This window comes from Mesorhizobium sp. C416B (genome assembly GCF_030323165.1).
Taxonomy (GTDB): Bacteria; Pseudomonadota; Alphaproteobacteria; order Rhizobiales; family Rhizobiaceae; genus Mesorhizobium.
In genome coordinates this window covers 3,290,787-3,311,373 of the sequence record NZ_CP100471.1, presented here as the reverse complement: position 1 = coordinate 3,311,373, position 20,587 = coordinate 3,290,787, and the positions used below count along the sequence as shown (strand labels likewise).

At 64.4% G+C, this 20,587-nt stretch carries 17 protein-coding genes and 2 pseudogenes; 8 read left to right on the top strand and 11 right to left on the bottom strand.

Translation table 11 applies throughout. The features are described 5' to 3' along the window. The first annotated feature begins 169 nt into the window (after window positions 1-169). The 3 genes from rpe to NLY43_RS16075 all read left to right on the top strand — a co-directional run bounded on the left by rpe (window position 170) and on the right by NLY43_RS16075 (window position 3,819). Window positions 170-847 carry a ribulose-phosphate 3-epimerase gene (gene rpe / locus NLY43_RS16085; protein ID WP_023711288.1) on the top strand — a complete coding sequence of 226 codons (678 nt, stop codon included), beginning with the start codon at window positions 170-172 and terminating at the stop codon, window positions 845-847. A gap of 492 nt (window positions 848-1,339) precedes the next feature. Then, window positions 1,340-2,077 (top strand): GntR family transcriptional regulator, encoded by a 738-nt coding sequence (locus NLY43_RS16080; protein ID WP_023694237.1) that lies wholly within the window; start codon window positions 1,340-1,342, stop codon window positions 2,075-2,077. Window positions 2,078-2,307: 230 nt separating this feature from the next. After that, window positions 2,308-3,819, top strand: a complete 1,512-nt coding sequence (locus tag NLY43_RS16075) for a malonate--CoA ligase (RefSeq protein WP_031199267.1) — start codon at window positions 2,308-2,310, stop codon at window positions 3,817-3,819. Between the two features lie 72 nt (window positions 3,820-3,891). On the opposite strand, the gene NLY43_RS16070 is transcribed toward NLY43_RS16075, so the two are convergent. The 6 genes from NLY43_RS16070 to NLY43_RS16045 all read right to left on the bottom strand — a co-directional run bounded on the left by NLY43_RS16070 (window position 3,892) and on the right by NLY43_RS16045 (window position 10,998). Continuing rightward, complete coding sequence (locus NLY43_RS16070; protein ID WP_023711287.1) at window positions 3,892-5,946, bottom strand: ABC transporter ATP-binding protein/permease; 2,055 nt, start codon at window positions 5,944-5,946, stop codon at window positions 3,892-3,894. 72 nt (window positions 5,947-6,018) lie between these two features. Next, window positions 6,019-7,131, bottom strand: a complete 1,113-nt coding sequence (locus tag NLY43_RS16065; protein WP_023711286.1) for an NAD(P)/FAD-dependent oxidoreductase — start codon at window positions 7,129-7,131, stop codon at window positions 6,019-6,021. A 9-nt stretch (window positions 7,132-7,140) separates the two neighbouring features. Further along, window positions 7,141-8,316, bottom strand: coding sequence for an N-acetylglucosamine-6-phosphate deacetylase (gene nagA / locus NLY43_RS16060; protein ID WP_023711285.1), 1,176 nt, complete (start codon window positions 8,314-8,316; stop codon window positions 7,141-7,143). Then, window positions 8,313-9,344 (bottom strand): SIS domain-containing protein, encoded by a 1,032-nt coding sequence (locus tag NLY43_RS16055; RefSeq protein WP_023711284.1) that lies wholly within the window; start codon window positions 9,342-9,344, stop codon window positions 8,313-8,315. The genes nagA and NLY43_RS16055 overlap by 4 nt, the downstream gene beginning before the upstream one ends. Next, window positions 9,341-10,123 (bottom strand): GntR family transcriptional regulator, encoded by a 783-nt coding sequence (locus NLY43_RS16050; RefSeq protein ID WP_023668847.1) that lies wholly within the window; start codon window positions 10,121-10,123, stop codon window positions 9,341-9,343. The genes NLY43_RS16055 and NLY43_RS16050 overlap by 4 nt, the downstream gene beginning before the upstream one ends. Then, window positions 10,120-10,998 carry a glucosamine kinase nucleotide-binding domain-containing protein gene (locus NLY43_RS16045; RefSeq protein WP_023711283.1) on the bottom strand — a complete coding sequence of 293 codons (879 nt, stop codon included), beginning with the start codon at window positions 10,996-10,998 and terminating at the stop codon, window positions 10,120-10,122. The genes NLY43_RS16050 and NLY43_RS16045 overlap by 4 nt, the downstream gene beginning before the upstream one ends. A gap of 199 nt (window positions 10,999-11,197) precedes the next feature. On the opposite strand from NLY43_RS16045, the gene NLY43_RS16040 reads away from it, so the two are divergent. The 5 genes and pseudogenes from NLY43_RS16040 (at window position 11,198) to NLY43_RS16020 (ending at window position 15,571) form a co-directional block, all read left to right on the top strand. Beyond that, window positions 11,198-12,154, top strand: coding sequence for an N-acetylmuramic acid 6-phosphate etherase (locus tag NLY43_RS16040; RefSeq protein WP_023711282.1), 957 nt, complete (start codon window positions 11,198-11,200; stop codon window positions 12,152-12,154). A gap of 1 nt (window position 12,155) precedes the next feature. Then, window positions 12,156-12,660: pseudogene (locus NLY43_RS16035) on the top strand (extracellular solute-binding protein); the annotation flags it as partial. Window positions 12,661-12,669: 9 nt separating this feature from the next. Then, window positions 12,670-13,230, top strand: a complete 561-nt coding sequence (locus tag NLY43_RS16030) for a carbohydrate ABC transporter permease (protein WP_502882178.1) — start codon at window positions 12,670-12,672, stop codon at window positions 13,228-13,230. Window positions 13,231-13,480: 250 nt separating this feature from the next. Next, window positions 13,481-14,542 carry a Gfo/Idh/MocA family protein gene (locus tag NLY43_RS16025; RefSeq protein ID WP_023702498.1) on the top strand — a complete coding sequence of 354 codons (1,062 nt, stop codon included), beginning with the start codon at window positions 13,481-13,483 and terminating at the stop codon, window positions 14,540-14,542. Between the two features lie 30 nt (window positions 14,543-14,572). Continuing rightward, entirely contained in the window at window positions 14,573-15,571 is a 999-nt protein-coding gene (locus tag NLY43_RS16020) for an ABC transporter ATP-binding protein (RefSeq protein ID WP_023702497.1), read from the top strand. Between the two features lie 25 nt (window positions 15,572-15,596). Here NLY43_RS16020 and NLY43_RS16015 read toward each other — a convergent pair. From NLY43_RS16015 to NLY43_RS15995, 5 genes and pseudogenes are all read right to left on the bottom strand, one after another. Beyond that, a pseudogene (locus tag NLY43_RS16015) lies at window positions 15,597-16,474 on the bottom strand (ROK family protein). Window positions 16,475-16,485: 11 nt separating this feature from the next. Continuing rightward, a complete protein-coding gene (locus NLY43_RS16010) occupies window positions 16,486-17,286 on the bottom strand; it encodes an alpha/beta fold hydrolase (protein WP_023711279.1) in 801 nt (266 codons plus the stop codon). Beyond that, window positions 17,283-18,119, bottom strand: a complete 837-nt coding sequence (locus NLY43_RS16005; protein WP_023702361.1) for a sugar phosphate isomerase/epimerase family protein — start codon at window positions 18,117-18,119, stop codon at window positions 17,283-17,285. Before NLY43_RS16005 ends, NLY43_RS16010 begins: the two co-directional genes overlap by 4 nt. Then, on the bottom strand, window positions 18,119-19,198 hold the full coding sequence (locus tag NLY43_RS16000) for a Gfo/Idh/MocA family protein (protein WP_023702360.1): 1,080 nt from the start codon (window positions 19,196-19,198) through the stop codon (window positions 18,119-18,121). The genes NLY43_RS16005 and NLY43_RS16000 overlap by 1 nt, the downstream gene beginning before the upstream one ends. A gap of 14 nt (window positions 19,199-19,212) precedes the next feature. Further along, window positions 19,213-20,448: an ROK family transcriptional regulator gene (locus NLY43_RS15995; RefSeq protein ID WP_023702359.1), complete on the bottom strand. Its 1,236-nt coding sequence runs from the start codon at window positions 20,446-20,448 to the stop codon at window positions 19,213-19,215. Window positions 20,449-20,587 lie beyond the last annotated feature (139 nt).

Genomic DNA, 20,587 nt, shown 5'->3' with positions numbered 1-20,587 from the left:
TCCTTTCTGTTTTCGCCAATTGGGCCATAACCGGAAGCGAGGCCGAGCAGGTAAGGCATCAGCCGGGCCGCTCCTAGCACAACAAATACCGACTTTCCCTTTTCGGGATCATGGTCTAGGCAGACGTTTGGATCGCGCCCGCAAACAGGGCGCCCAAAGGGGCCGCATCATGAGCAGGAAGACCCTGATCGCGCCATCGGTGCTGGCGTCGGATTTCTCGAAGCTCGGCGACGAGGTCGAGGCGGTGACGGCGGCCGGCGCCGACTGGATCCATCTCGACGTGATGGACGGGCATTTCGTGCCCAACATCACCTTCGGCCCGCCGGTGATCAAGGCCATCCGCAACCGCACCAAGGCCTTCTTCGACTGCCATCTGATGATTGCGCCGGCCGATCCTTATCTGGCCGCCTTTGCCGATGCCGGCTGCGACGGCATGACCGTGCATGCCGAGGCCGGACCGCATCTCGACCGCTCGCTTCAGACCATCAAGGGTCTCGGCAAGAAGGCCGGCGTATCGCTTAATCCGGCGACGCCGGAAAGTGCGATCGAATATGTGCTCGAGCGGCTCGACCTGATCCTGATCATGACCGTCAATCCGGGCTTTGGCGGCCAGGCCTTCATCCCGGCCATGGTCGACAAGGTCAAGCGGGTGAAAGCGCTGATCGGCAACCGGCCGATTCGCATCGAGATCGACGGCGGCGTGTCGCCGGAAACCGCCCCCCTGGTCACATCAGCCGGCGCCGATGTGCTGGTGGCGGGCGCCGCCATCTTCAAGGGCGGCAGCGTCGAAGCCTACCGGGCCAATATAGAAGCCATCCGAACCGCGGCCGACCGGGCTGCCGGCTGACATCAGTTCCAGGGCAAGTTCCCGGCTGGTCGATTCTCCTCGGCCTGATCTCCCTGCCTGATCCTTCGATCTCCCAAAGGCCGTCAACGGGTGGCAGCCGCAAGGGCATCGCGGCAAGCGACAGGATCGCGGCATCCGGCACTAGTTTTGGCCCATAAATCTAGTGGATAACTGCCGAAGGGATCTGCATGCGGGGAGAGGTCAATCCGGCGGCATGACGCGCGTTAAGAAAAAATTATCCGTATTCGGGATCTCGAAGCTGTTTCTCGAGGGCGCCTGCCATGCAGGGAGACAAACTTTCTTCAGAAGAACAAGTTTTTCACGATTTTAGTTACTTCCGGCGGATAAGATGCGGTCAACCTTCCTCTTTAAGTCGAATATCGTGATCTTTCGCTTGAGGGGCGGATGCCTTAGGAGTTACAGTAAATTTCCAGGGGAAATCGTTTGCTTCGCGAACGGGCTAGCGGAGCATGGCGAGCTACAGGAGTCATATTGACCTACGGATCTGCCGATGTGAGCGAAGGCGCGGGACCCAAGAGCACACTCGCTAGTACGGTCTATCAACAGCTTCGCGACGATCTCCTGCGCGGCGTGTTTGAAAGTGAAAGCAAGCTTCGTGTCGAATGGGTGGTTTCCCGTTACGGCGCCGGCGCCTCACCGGTTCGCGAGGCCCTCAACCGACTTGCTTCGGAAGGCCTGCTCGGCCGCCACGACCAGCGCGGTTTCTTCATCATGCCGGTCAGTGCCCCGGAACTCGAGGAATTGACGCGCACCCGCTGCTGGCTGGAAGAGCGGGCGCTGCGTGAATCCATTGCCAACCGCACCGGCGAATGGGAAGAGCAGCTCGTGCTGGCCTTGCATCGCCTGGCGCGTGCCCCGCGCCGCTTGCCGGAGGATCCGTCCTCGAACAATCCGGAATGGGAAAAGCTGCACCGCGCCTTCCATCGGGCACTGATCGCAGGCTGCCGCTCGCATTGGCTGACCGGCTTTTGCGACCAGCTTTCGGATCAGGCCTCCCGCTACCGGCTGATCTCCCAGGACGGCAGCGAGCGCGACGAAATCAGTGAACATCGGCTGATTGCGGAGCGCACGGTGGATGGCGATGCCGACGGCGCCGTTGAAGCCCTCCTCAACCACTACCGTCTGACGGCAGCCATGTGCATGGAGCGCTTCAACGACAGCGGCGATCCACGCGTGAGCGCCACCAAGGCGCTGCGCAGCCGCAGATAGAAGCGCTTCCGGTCCGCTATCCAAAATCCGCCCGCTATCCAAAATCGCCCGCTATCCAAGTCCGCTTGCCTTCATCTGATCGGCGGCAAACCCGATTTCACGTTGTTGCCGGACGGAGGCGAAATCGTTTCCTTTGTTCCAAGGCCATCCGGCTCTAAATCAAAGGGTTAGAGCATGACGTCCTCCGAAAACCGCTTCACACTTTTCGGCATCATCTCTAGGGAATGCGCATGACCAATCACCTGTTCGACGCGTTCCGCAGCCGGATTTCAGCCTCCAAGCGCATCCTGATGGCGACCGATGACGGACGCGCGATCGCCTATGGCGACATGTTGGCGCAATCGGCACAGCTGGCACATGCGCTGAGGCATTTTGGCGTCGAGCCGGGCGACCGCGTTGCCGTGCAGGTCGAAAAAAGCCCCGAATGCATTTTCCTCTACCTCGCCTGCCTGTGCGCCGGCGCGGTCTTCCTGCCGCTCAACACCGCCTACACGCTGGCCGAACTCGGCTATTTCTTCGGTGATGCCGAGCCGCGGCTGGTCGTCTGCGACCCGGCCCGCGCCGGCGCTATCGCGCCGTTGGCGCAGGCGTCGGGTGCTGCCACCGTCACGCTTGGCAGCAATGGTGAGGGCTCGCTGACCGCACTGGCGGCACAACAGCCCACGGATTTCGACGCCGTGGCGCGCGGGCCGGACGATCTGGCCGCAATCCTTTACACATCCGGCACCACCGGACGCTCCAAGGGCGCCATGCTCAGCCATGAAAACCTGGCCTCCAATGCGCGCGTGCTGGTCGAGCAATGGCGTTTCACCGGGGATGACGTGCTGATCCACGCGTTGCCGATCTTCCATACGCACGGCTTGTTCGTCGCCACCAACGTCACCCTGATGGCCGGCGCCTCGATGCTGTTCGAGCGGAAATTCGACGCCGGCCGCATCGTCTCGCTCTTGCCCCGCGCGACAGTGCTGATGGGGGTGCCGACCTTCTATACCAGGCTCCTGCAGCAGGACGGGCTGGATGCCCAGGCGGCGAAGAACATCCGCCTGTTCGTTTCCGGCTCGGCGCCGCTGCTCGCCGAAACGCACAAGGCCTGGCGCGAGCGCACCGGCCACGCCATTCTCGAGCGCTATGGCATGACCGAGACCAACATGAACACGTCGAACCCCTATGAGGGCGAGCGTCGGGCCGGCACGGTCGGCTTCCCGCTGCCCGGCGTTTCGCTGCGCATCGCCGACCCTGACAGCGGCGATGCGCTTGGCCAGGGTGAAGTCGGCATGATCGAGGTCAAAGGTCCGAATGTCTTTTCCGGCTATTGGCGCATGCCGGAAAAAACCAAGGCGGAGTTTCGCAAGGACGGCTTCTTCATCACCGGCGACCTCGGCATCATCGACGCGGACGGCTACGTCCACATCGTCGGCCGCGGCAAGGATCTCATTATCTCCGGCGGCTACAACATCTATCCCAAGGAGATCGAGAGCGAGGTCGACGCCGTTGCCGGCGTCTTGGAAAGTGCCGTCATCGGAATTGCCCATCCCGATTTCGGCGAAGGCGTCACCGCTGTCGTGGTGCGGGCGCCGGCATCGCAGATCACCGGGGCCGAGATCGTTGGCGCCATTGCCGGCCAGCTGGCCAAATACAAGCACCCGAAGCAGGTGATCTTCGTCGACGAGCTGCCGCGCAACACGATGGGCAAGGTGCAGAAGAACCTGCTGCGCGAGACCTACAAGGGTCTCTACGGCTAATCCATAGCCGGCTAACGTCTTTGCCCAAGCGCTTCGCCTGGACATCTGTTCGCGGTTCGGCAGTGGCGCCTTTTACCTGCGCGGCTTTTTCACCCGAGTGCTGGAACCCCACAAAGCGCGGTTCAGCAGGCTGCGTTTGCGCTTGCGCGGGATGAGGTCGACGTCGCTGACGAGCTTGGCGCCGCCCTCGCGCCGCTCCAGGGTGATCTTGCGGCTGTGGAAGGCTTCGAGCTCCGCACGATGCGCCACGCTGATGATGGTGACGTCAGGCAGTTCGCGGATCACCGTCAACATCATCGTGTCCTGGCTCTTCTCGTCGAGCGCCGAAGTCGCTTCATCCAGCACCACGATATCGGGGCGATGCAGCAGCAGGCGCGCGAAGGCGAGGCGTTGCTTTTCGCCGCCCGACAGCGTCTGGTCCCATGGCGCCTCTTCCTTGATCCTGCCGGTGAGATAGCCAAGCCCCACCTTGTCGAGGGCAGCCTTGATTTGCTTGATGGTCCACTTGTCCGCCGCCGCGGGATAGGCGACCGCGCGGCGAAGCGTTCCGGAAGGGATGTAGGGGCGTTGCGGCAGCATGAACAGGCGCCTGTCGGTGTGGAAATTGACGCTGCCGCCGCCCCATGGCCACAGGCCCGCGACGGCCCGCACCAGCGTCGACTTGCCTGAACCGGATTCGCCTGAAACCAGCACCCGCTCGCCCGGCTCGATCACGACCTCGGTTTCCTTGACCACGGAGGTGCCGTCGTCGAGTGTCACGGAAAGATTGTCGAGGCTGAGGATGGCGCCGTCTTCCGCTTCGCCCCGGTTGATGCGTCCGAGCGCATCGCTCTGCTCGGCGCGCTCGAGCCCGTCGAGCGACATCATCAGCGAGGCAATGCGCCGCGCGGAGGCGTTCCAGTCGGCGAGGCGCGGATAGTTGTCGACCAGCCAGCCGAACGCGCCTTGCACGATGCCAAAGGCAGACGCCGCCTGCATCACCTCGCCAAGCGTCATCGAGCCTTCGAGGAATTTTGGCGCGCACAAAAGGATCGGCACGACCGGCGCAAACAGGCTCGATCCCTGCGACACCGCCGCCGTGCGCATGTGCTGTCCGGTCAGCAGAGCCCATTGCCTCAGCACATGGCCGAAATTCCTGTCGATGCCGCTGCGCTCCTCGTCCTCCCCTCCCAGCAAGGCGATGCTCTCGCCGTTTTCGCGCACGCGCGTCAGCGTGTAGCGCAGTTCGGCCTCCGCCTGGTTCTTCCGCTCGGAGAGCTGGACGAAGTCGCGGCCGATGACCACCATCGAGGTCGAGGTGATGGCGGCATAGATGATCGCGGTGATGACCAGAAAGCCGGGAATGGTGATGCTCTCGCCGCCGATCGGCAGGGTGAGCGCGCCGCCGATGGTCCACAGCACGACGATAAAGGTCGAGGCCGACAGGAACGCGTTGAGGACGCCGGCGGTGAAATCGACCGGCGACTCGGTGGCGATGCGCAGATCCTCGGTCATGCGGGCCTCGGGGTTCTGGTGGTCGCCGCCCACGAGGTTCAGCTGGTAGTAGCGGCCGTTTGCCAGCCAGCGCGCGACGACCCCGGTGGTCAGCCAGGAACGCCAGCGGCGCTGGATCGTCATGCGCAGATAGACCTGCGCGACGACAAGGCTGCCGCTGCAGATCACCAGCGGCACGAATACGGCGCTGAGGAGATAGACCGTGCGGGCGTTGCGCTGCTCGAGGGCATCGAACATCGAGCGGTTCCAGACGTTGATGCCATACTGGAAACCGATGTTGATGCAGATCAGCAGCAGCACTCCGATCGTCAAAGGCCAGGCGAGCTTGTCGCCATGCCTCCCCCAATAGCCGCGCCCGCTGATCCAGAAACGCCGCAGCAGATATTTTTTGCGCGCCTGCTCGGCCTGCTCGGGCGTCAGCTTGGGATCGGGTTCGACGGCATCCGGCGGCGGCGCAGGCTCGCCAACGGGCTCGGACGCGGCTTCGGCGGCCGATGCTTTTTTCTCGCGCGGCGTGTCCTCGCGCGGTCCATCTCCGCGCGTTTGCCGTGACGGCTTTTCCCGACGCGACTTCGTGGCATCGCGCGCTTCGATGCCGTCGGCCGGTTTCGATTTGGGTTTTGCCTCGGACATATGCCTCGACAACGACCTCCATATCAAAAGGTTTCATGGTATGCGCCTGCCCGACGTTTCAGGAAACGCCCGTCATTGCGGATATAAAAGCCCAACGACATGTTCTGCGATGGCGAGGCTGGCGGTAAGGCCAGGGCTCTCGATGCCGAACAGATTGACGATCTGGCCGTCCCCGTGGTCAGCCGGTCCCAGGATGACGAAGTCGGCGGCCGGCTGTCCCGGACCCGACAGTTTCGGCCTGACACCGGCATAGGCCGGTTGCAGGGCGCCATCCGCCAGGCCGGACCAGTAGCGCCTGATTTCGTCGTAGAAGGCAGCGCCTCGTGCGGGATCGACGGTATAGTCGACGCGATCGATCCATTCGACATCTGGGCCAAAGCGCGCGCTCCCCGACATGTCGAGGGTCAGGTGCACGCCGAGGCCGCCATGGACTGGCACCGGATAGATCAGCCGCGAAAAGGGCGAGCGGCCGGAAAGCGCGAAATAATTGCCGCGCGCCAGCCACAGCGGCGGAACACGGTCTTGCGGGAGGCCTTCGATGCGGCCGGCGAGCGCCTGCGCGTCGAGGCCGGCGGCGTTGATGAAGGCGCCGGTCTTCAAGGTGAAACCCTCGCCATCGGCGTCGCGCGTGTCGATCCGGATGCCGTCGGCTTCGATGCTCGCGCCTGAGACAACGGTGAGCAAGGCGAAAGATGCGCCGGCCGCTTCCGCGTCTCCACGCAATGACAGCATCAGCGCCTGGCTGTCGACGATGCCGGTTGACGGCGACAGCAGCGCGCCGGCGCAGCTCAGCGCCGGTTCCAGGCTTTCGGCCTCTGCGCGCGTCAAAAGCTTGAGGTCACCGACTCCGCATTGCGCCGCGTTGATCTGGATCGCCTGCAGTTTGTCCAACTGGTCGGGTTCGACGGCAACGATCAGTTTGCCGGTGCGATGATGGGCGACGTCGTGCTCGCGGCAATAGGCATAGAGACGCTCGCGGCCGTTGACGCAGAGACGGGCCTTCAGGCTGCCCGGCGTATAATGAAGCCCGGCATGGATGACTTCCGAATTGCGCGAACTGGTGCCCGTGCCGATGGCTGCGGCCTTCTCGACCACCAGCACCTCGCGGCCCGACAGCGCCAGCGCGCGGGCAATGGCGAGGCCGACAACACCGGCTCCGGCGACAACGCAGTCGACATCATGCATGGGTGGACTTTAGCGCGGACTGTCCGCGCCTGCAAAAACCTTGTCGCCGCCGATCCAGACGCCGTTGACGTCGAGGGCGTCCGACAGAGCGACGATATCGGCAGCCGTGCCATTGGCGAAGCGGCCGAGCCGGTGGGCCTGGCCGACCGCCTGCGCCGGATAGAGCGAGGCCATGCGCAACGCTTCCGACAGGTCCAGCCCGACGATCCGGTGGACGTAGCGAACCGCCGAGATCATATCGAGATCGGCGCCGGCCAGCGTGCCGTCGGCCAGCCTCAGGCTGCCATCCTTGCGATAGATGATGCGGCCGTTGAGGGTGAACGATGTCATGTCGGTGCCGATCGTCGCCATGGCGTCTGTAACCAGCACGATCTTGCCCGGTCCCTGCTTGGCGCGCAGCGCGATTGCCATGGTGGCGGGATCGACATGGATGCCGTCGGCAATGATCCCGGCCGACAGACTGCCTATGTCGATGGCCGCACCCGCCAGCCCCGGCTCACGGTTGCCGATCTGGCTCATGGCGTTGAACAGATGTGTGACCACGCTGGCGCCGGCATCGGCAAAGGCTCTGGCCGTGGCATAGCCGGTGTCGGAATGGCCGAGGCTGACAATCACACCGGCCTTGGCCAAGGCCGCAACGCGGGCAGGCTCGACGGATTCCGGCGCTATCGTCGTCAGCAGCACCGGCAGGTTTTTGCGTGCCGCGACCAGCGCCGCTTCATCCGCATCCGTCATCGGCCGGATCAGCGCCGGGTCATGCGCCCCCTTGCGGGCTACCGAGAGATGCGGTCCCTCGAGATGCAGGCCGAGAAACCCCGGCAGTTTTTGCCGTGCCGCCTCGGTGCCGGCGGCAATGGCCGCGGCGGTGATGTCAGGCGTATCTGTGATTAGCGTCGGCAGCAGTGCGGTCGTGCCGAACGGCGCATGCGCCCGGCAGATTGTTGCCAGCGAGGCGACATCGGGATGGTCGTTGAGCATGACGCCGCCGCCGCCATTGACCTGCAGGTCGACAAAACCCGGCACCAGCATGCCGCCCCCGGCGTCGATGCGGGCAACGCCCGACGGAATGGCGCCGACGGGATGAATGCCTTCGACCACATCGCCGTGCACGACAAGGGCGGCGTTATCATGCCAGTCGTCGCCATCGAAAATTCGGGCGCCAGTCAGGGCAAAACGGTCGCTCATACGGTTTCCGTCACCTTGCGCAGATTGCGCGGTACGTCCGGATCGAGGCCGCGATGGCGGGCGAAGGCTTCGACGAAGCCGTAGAAGGAGACGATCAGCGTCAGCGGGTCGGTCAAGGGATGACCGGTGGCGACATGCGGCAGCCGCGCCGCGCTCTTGGCTTTGTCCGAGGTTACAAAAACTGCTGCACCCTTGCCGGCAAGGTTGTCGGCAGCCTCTGCCACGGACGGCTCGGAGGCATCGCGGGCGGCGAGTGCCAGCACCGGGAAGCCTGGCCCGACCAGCGCCAACGGGCCGTGCATGACTTCGGCTGCACTGTAGGCCTCGGCATGCATGCCGCAGGTCTCCTTGAATTTCAGCGCCGCCTCGTCGGCCATCGCCGCCGACGGGCCACGGCCGAGGATGAACAGCGATTGCGGCGTCTCCAACGCGCCGGCCAGCGCCATCCAGTCGCAGTCGATCGCCTTGCTGAAATGCTCGGGCAGGCGGGCAAGGGCGGCCAGCAGTCTGTCGTCGCCGGTGCAATGCGCCATCAGCGCCAGGCCGGCGACCGCCGAATTGACGAATGTCTTGGTCGCCGCGACGCTGCGCTCGGGGCCGGCCAGAATGTCGATGGCAAAATCCGAAGCCCGAGCCAGCGGCGAATCGGCGGTGTTGGTGATGGCGACGGTGAGCGCACCGCCGGCTCGTGCCGTCTCGGCCATGGCGACGATGTCAGGGCTCTTGCCGGATTGCGAGATGGCGAGGCAAGCGGAACCGGCGAGCTTGAGCTTGGCGCCGTAGATCGAGGCGATCGACGGACCGACCGATGCCACGGCCAGGCCGGCGGTCAGTTCGACGGCATATTTCATGAAGGTGGCGGCATGGTCGGACGAACCGCGCGCGACGGTAACGACGAAGCTCGGATCGCGCTCGCGAATGCCGCGTCCGGCCTCGGTCAGCACCGCCGCCGAGCCATCGAGCAGACGCGCGACGGCTTGCGGAATTTCGTCGATCTCGCGCCGCATATGGGTGGTCTTGGGGATCATGGTCGGCCCTCTTCGCTCGGCCCTGTCAGGCGCAGTTCGGCGACGAAATCATAGGCGTCGCCGCGGTAGATGGAGCGGGTGAACTCGATCACCTTGCCGCTCGCGAGATAGGAAATGCGTTCGATGTGCAGGCCGGCAATGCCGGATGGCACTTCGAGCAGACGCGCATCGGCGTCGCCGAGATTGGCGGCGGAAATGCGCTGCACCGCCCGCACCGGCCGGTTGCCGGTCAGTTGCAGCGCCGCATAGAGTGACGAGCCTATCCCGGCCGGATCCGGCAGCACGCTGGCCGACAACGAGGCGCGCTCGATGGCCAGCGGCGTGTCGTTTGCGATGCGCAGGCGCGCCACGCGCGCCACCAGCTCGTTCGAGGACAGGCCGAGCACCATCATCTCGTCGGGCGAGGGCGGGTAGAGGTCGCGGTCGAGCCAGGCTGAACGCACCGCCATGCCGCGCCTTGCCATGTCCTCGGTGAATGAAGTGAGCCTGGACAGCGACTGCTCGACGCGCTCCATGCGCGGCGCCACGAAGGTGCCGGAGCCGTGGCGCTGCACGAGGATGCCGCCCTTGACCAGATCCTGCACCGCCTTGCGGACGGTGACGCGCGAAATGTCGGCCTTGGTGGCGATGTCGCGCTCGGAAGGCAGCGCATCGCCCGGCCCGATCAGGCCGCGATTGACGGCGTCCTCGATGCTTTTCCTGAGCTGCAGGTAGAGCGGGGCGCCGCTCTGCGACGACTGCCTCAGCGTGGCGAAGATCTGGTCGGCGGCATCGCTCATCGCGTCGCCTCCGCTTTGACGAAGATGCGGGCCGCCATCTGCACGGCGCCGCCCAGCGCATCGTCGAGCGGCGCTTTCAGCAGCGCCTGGCAGCGCTGGGAAAGGCGCGGCCCATAGAGCGGCGCCAGCCCGCCGAGCAGGCAGAGCGGGGCGTCATCAGAGAGGTCGAGCGCGTGGAGCGACGCCTCGACATCGGCAACCGACTTGTCGACGATCCAGTTGGCGACGCTGTCGCCCTTCTCGGCATGCTCGAAAACCTTGGGCGCGAAGCCGCCGAAATCGCCGGGCTTGGCATTGGTGGTGAACTCGACCACGTCTTCGGGATTGTTGCGGAAAATGGCCATCATGCTGTCGGTCAGGGCTGAGCGCGGCCGGACGCCGTCATGGGCGAGCAGCGTCTGCTCCAGCAGGTCGCGGCCGATCCGGGCGCCGCTGCCTTGATCACCGACCTGAAAGCCCCAGCCGCCGATGGCGCGCGACGTGCCGCCCTTGCGCGCCATATAGGCGGTGCCGGTGCCGAGGATGGCCATGGCGCCGTCACCAGAGCCGACTGCCCCTTCGAGCGCGATCTCGGCGTCCGTCTCGACGCGGCTGATGCTGAACGGGAGGATTGCTTCAAGCTGCTGGCGGTAGGTGCCGACATTGGCGCCGGCAAGGCCGAGAATGGCTGGTGTCTGCGGGATCAGGTCCGGATCTTGCCCGGCGGCGATGAAGGCCTGACGAGCAGCCTCGACGATGTGGGTGCGAGCGCCGGTGAGATCGGTGCGGATGTTGGCGGCGCCGCTTTTGGCACGGCCAATGACAACGCCATCGCCTGTCGCAAGGGCTGCCCTGCAGCTGGTGCCGCCGCCGTCGATACCGAGCACGAATCTCACGCGATGTCTCCTCCGGGCGGATAATACCAATAAAATACCAATAGCCAAGGGATTAATTTCCGTTTCAAAAAGATTAAGACGTATCAGGTTGAAAAACCCGGGAATTTTGCCGGATCAACGCTTTCCAGTTCGCAATTTCGTTAATGCGTGTGGACAAGTGGTATTTTTTTGGTATTGTTCTTCCATCGGAGGGACAGGGATGGCCGAACCGCGCACCGAAGCGCTTCACAGCAATGCCGAGGGACTGGACATCCAGGCCCCGGACGCCATCCTTTCTTCTTTGGTCAATGCGCAGATCGAGGCCGCCAAGGCTGTGCGCGACGCCATTCCCGCCATCGCCGCCGCAGCCGAAATCATCGCCGGGCGGCTGAACGGCGGCGGCAAGCTCGCCTATGCTGCGGCCGGCAGCTCCGGCCTGATGGCGCTGGCCGACGCGCTGGAGTTGCCCGGCACCTTCGGCATCAAGCGCGAACGCATCGCCATCCTCATCGCCGGTGGCGACGACGCTTTCAAGACCCTGGCCGGCGGACCGGAAGACGACACCGACGAAGCCTCGACGGCAATTGCCGGCGCCGGCATCGGCAAGGGCGACTGCCTGATCGCGATTTCGGCCAGCGGCTCGACGCCCTATGCGGTGCAGGCGCTGAAGGAGGCGCGCAGCCGGGGCGCGGCAACCATCGCCATTGCCAACAACAAGGACACGCCCCTGCTCAGGCTGGCCGACGTCGCCATCCTGCTCGAGACGCCACCGGAGGTGATTGCCGGCTCGACGCGCATGGGCGCCGGCACTGCCCAGAAGATCGCGCTCAACATGCTGTCGACGCTTACCGCCATTCATCTCGGCCATGTCCATGACGGCTACATGGTCAATCTCACCGCCGACAACATCAAGCTGCGCGACCGCGCGGCTCGCATCGTCGCCGCTATCAGCGGCCGCGACCGGCAAGACGCCGTGCGGCTGCTCGAAGCGAGCGGCGGCGTCGTCAAGACAGCCATTCTGCTCGCCGCCGGCGCTGCCAACGCCGTTGCGGCCGAGAAGATACTGGAAGGGACCGGCCAGAAGCTGCGGCCAGCCCTTTCCGCGATCGAGGGGAACAAGGGCGCGAAGGCCCCTGTTCTCAAAACCGAACCTGAAAAAGGTCAACAGGGAGACTAGCATGACAACGAAATTACTGACGGCACTGCTTCTCGGCACCAGCATTCTCGGCACCGCCGGGTTGGCTCACGCCGATGACGTAACGCTCAATATCGAAAGCTGGCGCGGCGACGACCTTGCCATCTGGAAGGACAAGCTGATCCCGGCTTTTGAGGCCAAGAACCCGGGCATCAAAGTGGTGTTCGCACCGTCGGCGCCGACCGAGTATGACGCCGCACTCGGCGCCAAGCTCGCCGCCGGCTCGGCTGGCGACCTGATCACCTTGCCGCCCGTTCGACAAATCGCTCGAACTGTTCAAGAAGGGCAACCTTGCCGATCTGTCTTCGCTGCCCGGCATGGAGAACTTCTCACCGGTCGCCAAGGCGGCATGGCAGACCGACGACGGCAAGGCGAGCTTCTGCGTCCCGATGGCCTCGGTCATTCACGGCTTCATCTACAACAAGGACGCCTTCGACAAGCTCGGCCTCAAGGTCGTCACCGTCGCCTCGCTGTTCTTCGTGCTTCTGTTCGGCGCGATGGCGGCGTTCGCGTTGTCGGAATACCGCTTTCGCGGCAACACGCTGATGGGGCTTTACCTCGCGCTCGGCATCATGATCCCGATCCGGCTCGGCACCGTCGCCATCCTGCAATTGATGGTGGCGAGCGGGCTGGTCAACACGCTGACGGCGCTGATCCTGGTCTACACCGCGCAAGGGCTGCCGCTGGCCGTCTTCATCCTGTCGGAATTCATGAAGCAGGTGTCGGACGATCTGAAGAATGCCGGCCGTATCGACGGGCTGTCGGAATACACGATCTTCTTTCGGCTGGTGCTGCCGCTGGTGCGGCCGTCGATGGCGACGGTCGCCGTCTTCACCATGATCCCGATCTGGAACGATCTGTGGTTCCCGCTGATCCTGGCGCCGTCGGAAGAGACCAAGACGGTGACGCTCGGCGCGCAGTTGTTCCTCGGCCAGTTCGTCACCAACTGGAACGCCATCCTGGCCGCACTCTCGCTGGCGATCATGCCGGTGCTGACCCTCTACGTCATCTTCTCGCGGCAGCTGATCCGAGGCATCACATCCGGAGCCGTCAAGTGAGCGGAGCCCTACAAATCTCTGCTGGAGCCTTCACCCCACCCGGCGCTGCGCGCCGACCTCCCCATCAAGGGGAGGTAAAAGGTCGTGGCTTCATTCACGACCGCCAAAGGGCGACTTTCGGAGAAGCTTCTTTGGCAGTGAGGGTGTTCGCGCCAACGTCCTACCTCCCCTCGATGGGGAGGTCGGCGCGAAGCGCCGGGTGGGGTGACGCCCTCTCAGAAGGAACAACTGGAACATCTGGAGTAGTTAGGTGACCTCTAAATCGCCCCTTCGCGTCGTCGTCGCAGGCCTCGGTAATATGGGGCGTAGCCATGCGCTGGCCTATCATAACAATCCGGGCTTCGAGATCGCGGCGCTGATCAACCGCTCCGACGTGCCGTTACCGGACGGGCTGTCGGCCTATGGCATCAGGCGCTCCTTCGACGAGGCGCTGCGCGATGAAAAGCCGGATGTTGCCTGCATCGCCACCTATTCCGACAGCCATGCCGACTATGCGGTGAAGGCATTCGAGGCCGGCTGCCACGTCTTTGTCGAAAAGCCGCTGGCAACGACGGTGGCGGACGCCAAGCGCGTCGTCGCGGCGGCCAAGGCCAATGGCAGAAAGCTGGTGATTGGCTATATCCTGCGCCATCACCCGTCCTGGGTCCGGCTGATCGCCGAGGCGCGCAAGCTTGGCGGCCCTTACGTGTTCCGCATGAACCTCAACCAGCAATCGTCAGGCCCGACCTGGCAGACGCACAAGCAGTTGATGCAGACGACGTCGCCGATCGTCGATTGCGGCGTGCACTATCTCGACGTCATGCTGCAGATCACCGACGCCAAGCCGGTCGAGGTGCGCGGCATGGGTCTGCGGATGACCGAGGAGATCGCGCCGACCATGTATAATTACGGCCATCTTCAGGTGCTGTTCGATGACGGTTCGGTCGGCTGGTACGAAGCCGCCTGGGGACCGATGATTTCGGAAACGGCGTTCTTCGTGAAGGACGTGATTTCGCCCAATGGCTGCGTGTCGATCGTGATGAAGGAAGGTGTGAAGTCCGACGACATCGACACCCACACCAAGACCTCGACCATCCGCCTGCACAGCGCTGCGACCGGCGCGGACGGCAAGTTCGCCAGGCCGGACGAGATGCTGTCGATGGACGGCGAACCCGGCCACCAGGATCTCTGCGACCTTGAACAGGCCTTCGTGCTGAAGGCGATCCGGGAAGACATCGACCTGACCCGCCACATGGACGACGCGGTCAAATCGCTCGCCGTCTGCCTTGCCGCCGATGAGAGCGTGCGCAGCGGCGCCCCAGTTAAGCTCTAGTAGGGCAAACTCTAGAACAAGGACGAAGCCGTGGGCTCGCTGGTAATCGAGAATGTGAAGAAGGCCTTCGGGCCGGTCGAGGTGCTGAAAGGCATCAACCTCGAAGTGACCGACGGCGAATTCGTCGTCTTCGTCGGCCCATCTGGCTGCGGCAAGTCAACCTTGCTCAGGGTCATCGCCGGGCTGGAGGATTCGACCTCCGGCAGGGTGGTGATCGACGGCGCCGATGTCTCGGCCACGCCCCCGGCAAAACGCGGCATCGCCATGGTGTTCCAGACATACGCGCTCTACCCGCATCTGACGGTGAAGAACAATATGGGTCTCGGCCTGAAGCAGGCCGGCACGCCCGCCCCAGAGATCGAGCGCCGCATCGGCATAGCCTCGTCGATGCTGTCGCTGGAGCCCTATCTCGAGCGGCGGCCGGCCGAACTCTCCGGCGGCCAGCGCCAGCGCGTCGCCATCGGCCGCGCCGTGGTGCGCGAACCAAAACTCTTTCTCTTCGACGAGCCGCTATCGAACCTCGATGCAGCACTTCGCGTCAACACGCGCCTGGAGATCGCGCAGCTGCACCGGCGGCTGAAGGCGACGATGATCTATGTCACCCACGACCAGGTCGAGGCGATGACGCTGGCCGACAAGATCGTGGTGCTCAATGCCGGCCAGATCGAGCAGATCGGCGGACCGATGGAACTCTACAATTCGCCGGCAAATGAATTTGTCGCCGGCTTCATCGGCTCGCCGAAGATGAATTTCATCGACGGCGCCAGGCTGGGGGAAACGGCCAAGACGATTGGCGTGCGGCCGGAGCATCTGACCGTCGATCCGAAGTCCGGCGCCTGGAAGGGAACGGTCGTGCACGCCGAACATCTCGGCGCCGACACCAACCTCTATCTCGACTGCGACAAGGCCGGGCTGATCACGGTGCGTATTTTCGGTGTCTACGACGCGGAGCCGGGCGCCACGCTTTATGCGACGCCCGAGCCGGGAAAGACGTACCGGTTTGGGGCGGACGGGAAGACGATCAAGTAATCCTCTGCCCGCAGCGCCAGAGCGATCATGCAGCGCCGAGCAGCACCGCTCCGTGAATGGCCGCCTGCCAGCCCAGGGCGGCCCAGCGTATGTCCAGAGGCTGGACAACAAGCGAATGCGGCAGGCTCTCCGCGATACGCTGCTTGAGCGTCTGGCGGGGATAGGACTTCATGTCGACAATGCCGCCACCGATCAGGATCGTCTGCGGGGAAAACAAAGCGGCTGCCGTTGCGATGGTCACCGCCTGCTGCCAGACGATCTCATCGAGCCATTCGCGCAGCGACGGCGGCTGCCCGGTCGCCGAAAACAGCTCGGCAACCGGGATATCGTAGTCTGTCGCGAGTTCGACAAGCGTTGCCCCTGAGGCGTAGGTCTCGACGCGGTTTGGCGGTCCGCTTTCGTCAGGCCGGTAGATCGGCATATGGCCGATTCCAGCGCCCAGCCGCCACCCCTGAAAATGCCGTCCTTGCCGAGATAGGCCGCACCGATGCCGGTGCCGAGATAGACCGCCAGCACCTCCTTTTGCCGCTTCACTGCGCCGGCGACGCTTTCACCCAGCAATTGCAGCACGACGTCGCGTTCGAGCCGCACGGGAACGCGGAGCCGCGATGCCAGTTCCGTACCCAGCCGGATGCCGTTCAGCTCGGGAATGTTGGCCGTGTGCAGCACCGTGTCGAAGTCGCGGTCGATGAACCCAGGCACCGTCGCAACGACCCGTGCAGGTTTGAGCCCGGCATCGCGGCAGGCTGCGGTGACCGCATCGGCCAACCCCGCCACAGGCGCGCCCTGGCGCAGTTGCGCGGTCGGGTAGGTGCGGGCAAAATCCACCGGGATGCCGTGGTCGGCAAAGCCAACTTTGACCGACGTGCCGCCGATCTCGACCACGGCGATCGTGTCTTCCATCGTTTGATGCGTCATGCCAGCGCTTCCAGGAATTCCGAAAGACAGGCGCGGAATTCCCGCCGGTAGGCGGCGCGATCCTGCGATTTGGCTGTGATGGTGCAAAGCCGGGCCGACGGGATGAGCCCGGCCAGCGTCTGTGCGTCGTCCAGTCGATGGACGAGGTCATGGTCATGGCCGATGACAAGGGTCGGCACCGCGATAGCGCGGATGTCCGCCTCGCTCACGCCCGGACCATCGCCCGCGATCGCCACCAGCAACCTACCGAACAGAACCGGGTCCGGGCGATTGAAGAAGCCTTGCAGGCTGGCGAGATTGTCCGGCGCCAGCCTCGCTAGCTCTGCGGCAACTGCGCTGTCATCGAACAGACGCCTGGCGTCAGGCGAATGGCGCATCAGGAGATCGCCGACCACGGCATAGGGCCTCATATTGGCCGGTGCAGCCTGGGATACCCACGCAGGCCGGGCGAGCACCAGCGCCCGCACCCGCGCCGGCCTGTGCACCGCCAGGCGGAGCGCCAGCGCCGCGCCCATCGAGATGCCGCCGACGACGGCCGGGCCGAGGCCGAGATCGTCGGCCAGTGCATCGACGTCCTCGGCAAACGTCGCGATCGAAAGCTGCTCGACAGGCCCGTAGCCGGATCCGCCCTGGCCACGGCATTCGAGCGTCACGCGCCGCGTCACCGGCAGATCGGGAAACACGTCGGCCACCTGCGCCTCATCGCCGCCCAGCCCATGCTGGAAGATGACGGGAAGGCCCGTGCCGACCTCCCGGTAGGCAAGGTCGACGCCATCTCGGCTGAAGGTCTTTTTCACGTGTCGTCGCTCGCTTCCAGGACATTGCGCAGGAACGCGCCGACGCCGGGCGCCTCGGCCTCTGTCAGGCCATGCGTGATCAGGGGGCCGTCGAACCCGGCGGCTCTTAGGCAGCCGATGAAATGCGGGAAATCGACGACGCCCTGTCCGGCGGCGGCAAAACTGCCATCGGCATTGCGGTCCTTGGCATGGGCCATGCCGATCTCCGCAGCCAGCAGATCGACGGCCTCGTCGATCAGGCGGTGACGCTCCGCGCTGTCCGCCACTTCGAATAGATTGGCCGGGTCGAGCACAATGCGCAGCCGCGCGCTGTTCATCTCGTCGAGCAGCCGGCGAGCGGCCCGCGCGCTGGAGACGACATTGGCCAGTTCCGGTTCGATGCCGAGCTCGATGTCGAAGCGCTCGGCAATCGCGATCGCCGCTTCCATCTCCGTCCGCAGATCGCTCCATGCCGCCTCGCTTGCATTGTCGGGATGCCAGCGCCACGGATCCTGTGCATCCCTTGTGCCGGTGCACAGCGTGATCAGGCGGGTGCCCATGTCAGCGCATGACGCAGCCAGCACCTCCAGCCGAGCAAGACCTGACACACGAACCGAGCGATCCGGGTGGATCATATTGTAGGTTCCAGACACGGCCGCGATCGAAACGCCGGCCTCGCCGCTCGCCTTAGCGACGGACCGGGCCGCATCCGGCTCGATGCTGTCCGGCATCGACGGCAGTCCAAGGCACGCCATGTTGAACTGCGCCGCCGTGTAGCCGCCGTCCGCGACCGCGCGCAGCACCGGCAAGGCGCCGGTGGTGGCGAAGGTCTTGGCGAAAATCCCAAGCTGCATCACACGACCCCGTCGACATCGGCCAGACGGACGGCGCGGCCGCCGGCAGCGGCCGAGCGGGCTATGGCCGCCATGCCCCTGACCGAGGCGATGCCGTCCTCGATGCCGGCGCCGATCATCGGCGCGCCATTCAGCACGACATCGGCAAAGCCTTCGAGCTGCCGGCGATAGAAGTGGCCATCCGCGCCAAGCGTCCGATGCCAACTGCCATCGGCCTCGCGGAAAATGTCGACCTCGCTGCTCTTGTAGTACCAGGGGTTGTAGGTCTTCGCGAGAACGCTGCCATTCTGGCCGTAGATCTGGAACCCTTCGTGCCAGTCCATGCGCACGGCGACCGTCAGGTCGAGATGGCCGATCGTGCCGTCGGCGAAGATGGTGGTGACGAACCAGCAATAGGCGCCGTAGCGCTCGGTGAGCCGGGCCTCGACCGCCTCAATCGGACCATGCAGATGGCGCGCCGTATCGATGAGATGGCTGCCATGCGCCAGCATATAATACTGGCGCAGATCCGCCTTGGGATTGACGGAGGGCTTGCGTGCCTTGGCGCTGGTGATGATGAGCGGCTGCACCGCATCGGTCATCGGGTAGCGGTGGGTGCTGTCGCAATACCAGCCCTTGAATGCCAGACGCTCGCCCATCTCGTTATCTACGAAGGCCTTTGCCGCCTGGATGCCTGGATCGAAGCGCTTCATATGGCCGACCTGAAGCACCTTGCCGCTCTTGTCGAGTGCGGCCCGCAAGCCTTCGACTTCCTCGACCGAAACGCCCAGCGGCTTCTCGCACAGCACATGCTTGTCGGCATCCAGCGCCAGTTCGGCGGCCTTGACGTGGAACGTGTCCGAGGTCGCGATGATGACGGCATCGAGGTCGGGATCGGCCAGCATCTGGCCGTAGTCGGCATAGGATTTTTCGGGCGCGTAGGTCGCGGCCATCCTGTCGCGCAGATCGTCGGCGACATCGCAGATGGCATAGAGGTCGGCGTTGCGCGCCTTGGTGCAGGATTCGAAATGCGCGGCCTGCGCAATCGGGCCGCAGCCGAGCACGCCGACACGCAGCCGCTTTTCGTCTTTGCGAGGCATGGAATCTCTCCTGATTAGCGCGCGGCGAGGCCGCGAAGTTGAAATTGCGGATCGCCCGACAAAGCTGCCTGATGCAGCAGACAGGCAGCGCCCAATGCCGGACCGTCGGCGCCGACGCGCGACAGTTCGACCGTGGGAACGGGATAACCTTCAGCCAGGAAGCCCGAGAGGAAAGCTTCCACCTGTTCGGCGACAAAGGGATAGATGGCATTGACCGAGCCGGAGAGAATGATGCGCTCCGGCTGCAAGGTGCAGGCAAGCGTCGCCAGGCCGCGACCGAACCACAGCGCCCAGTCGCGCGCGGTGGCGACGGCTGCCGGATCGCCGCCGGCCAGCGCTGCGACAAACTCATCCACGCCGGCGCGCCGCCCGCTTATGTGCAAATAGCGCGCCAGCAAAGCATCCTTGCCGACATATGATTCCAGCCGGCCCGGGCGCTTGGCGTCGAAGACAAAACCTTCGTCGCCAATGCGCAAATGACCGATCTCGCCGGCGCCGCCGAGCCGGCCGCGATGCAGCCTGCCGGCATTGATGATGCCGCCGCCGACGCCGTTCTCGATCAGGATGATCAGCGCATCCTCATCGTCCTTTCCCGGCTGCGCCCAGTATGTCTCGGCCACAGCGACGGCATTGGCATCGTTTTCCAGCAGGATCGGAAAATCGTCGCCAAAGGCGTTGCCCAAAAGCTCAGCCAGATTGACCCCGTGCCAGCCAAGGATGGTGGCATGGTATGAGACGCCATCAGCGGCGGGGAAGCCGGGCACGGCGACATTGAGCCCGTAGGGGCGCGTGCTCTCAGGCAATTGCGATCGGACATCGCCAACGAGTTCCTCGATGATGGCGACTGCAGCGGCAGGCGTACTACCCGGGCCGGCAAAGGCCTTCGATGCTGCGGCACGCTGCGTGCCAGCAAGGTCGACAGCCACGGCAGCGATCCAGTTGACGCCGATATAGGCGCCAAGGAAGAAGCCGCCATTGCCTTCGATCTCGACAAGGATTCCGGGGCGGCCGACCCGGCCCTCGCCGTCCTGCTCGTCATCCCCTTCATCCGAGCGCTCGCGCGCCAGACCGGCTTCGATCAGTCCCAGCACCAGGGCCCCGGTGGTCGACCGGGTCAGGCCGAGATCGCGTGCGAGCGCCGCCCGGCTCAACGCGCCGGCACGAAACAGCGCCGCAAGGGCCCGCGTTTCATTCGGCCGAAGATCGGTCGACACCAGCACGTCTTCCTCCGCGATTTGTTTGATTGCCATACTAATAGATTTTTTATGCGATTTGAAAGGGTCAAACGGGGCGCACTGTAACAAAATGTTCGGCGTTCTGAATCTGTTGACCCAAGTTTCAAACGATAATTTGTATCAAAAACTTACAAATTGACATGGGAGGATGCGA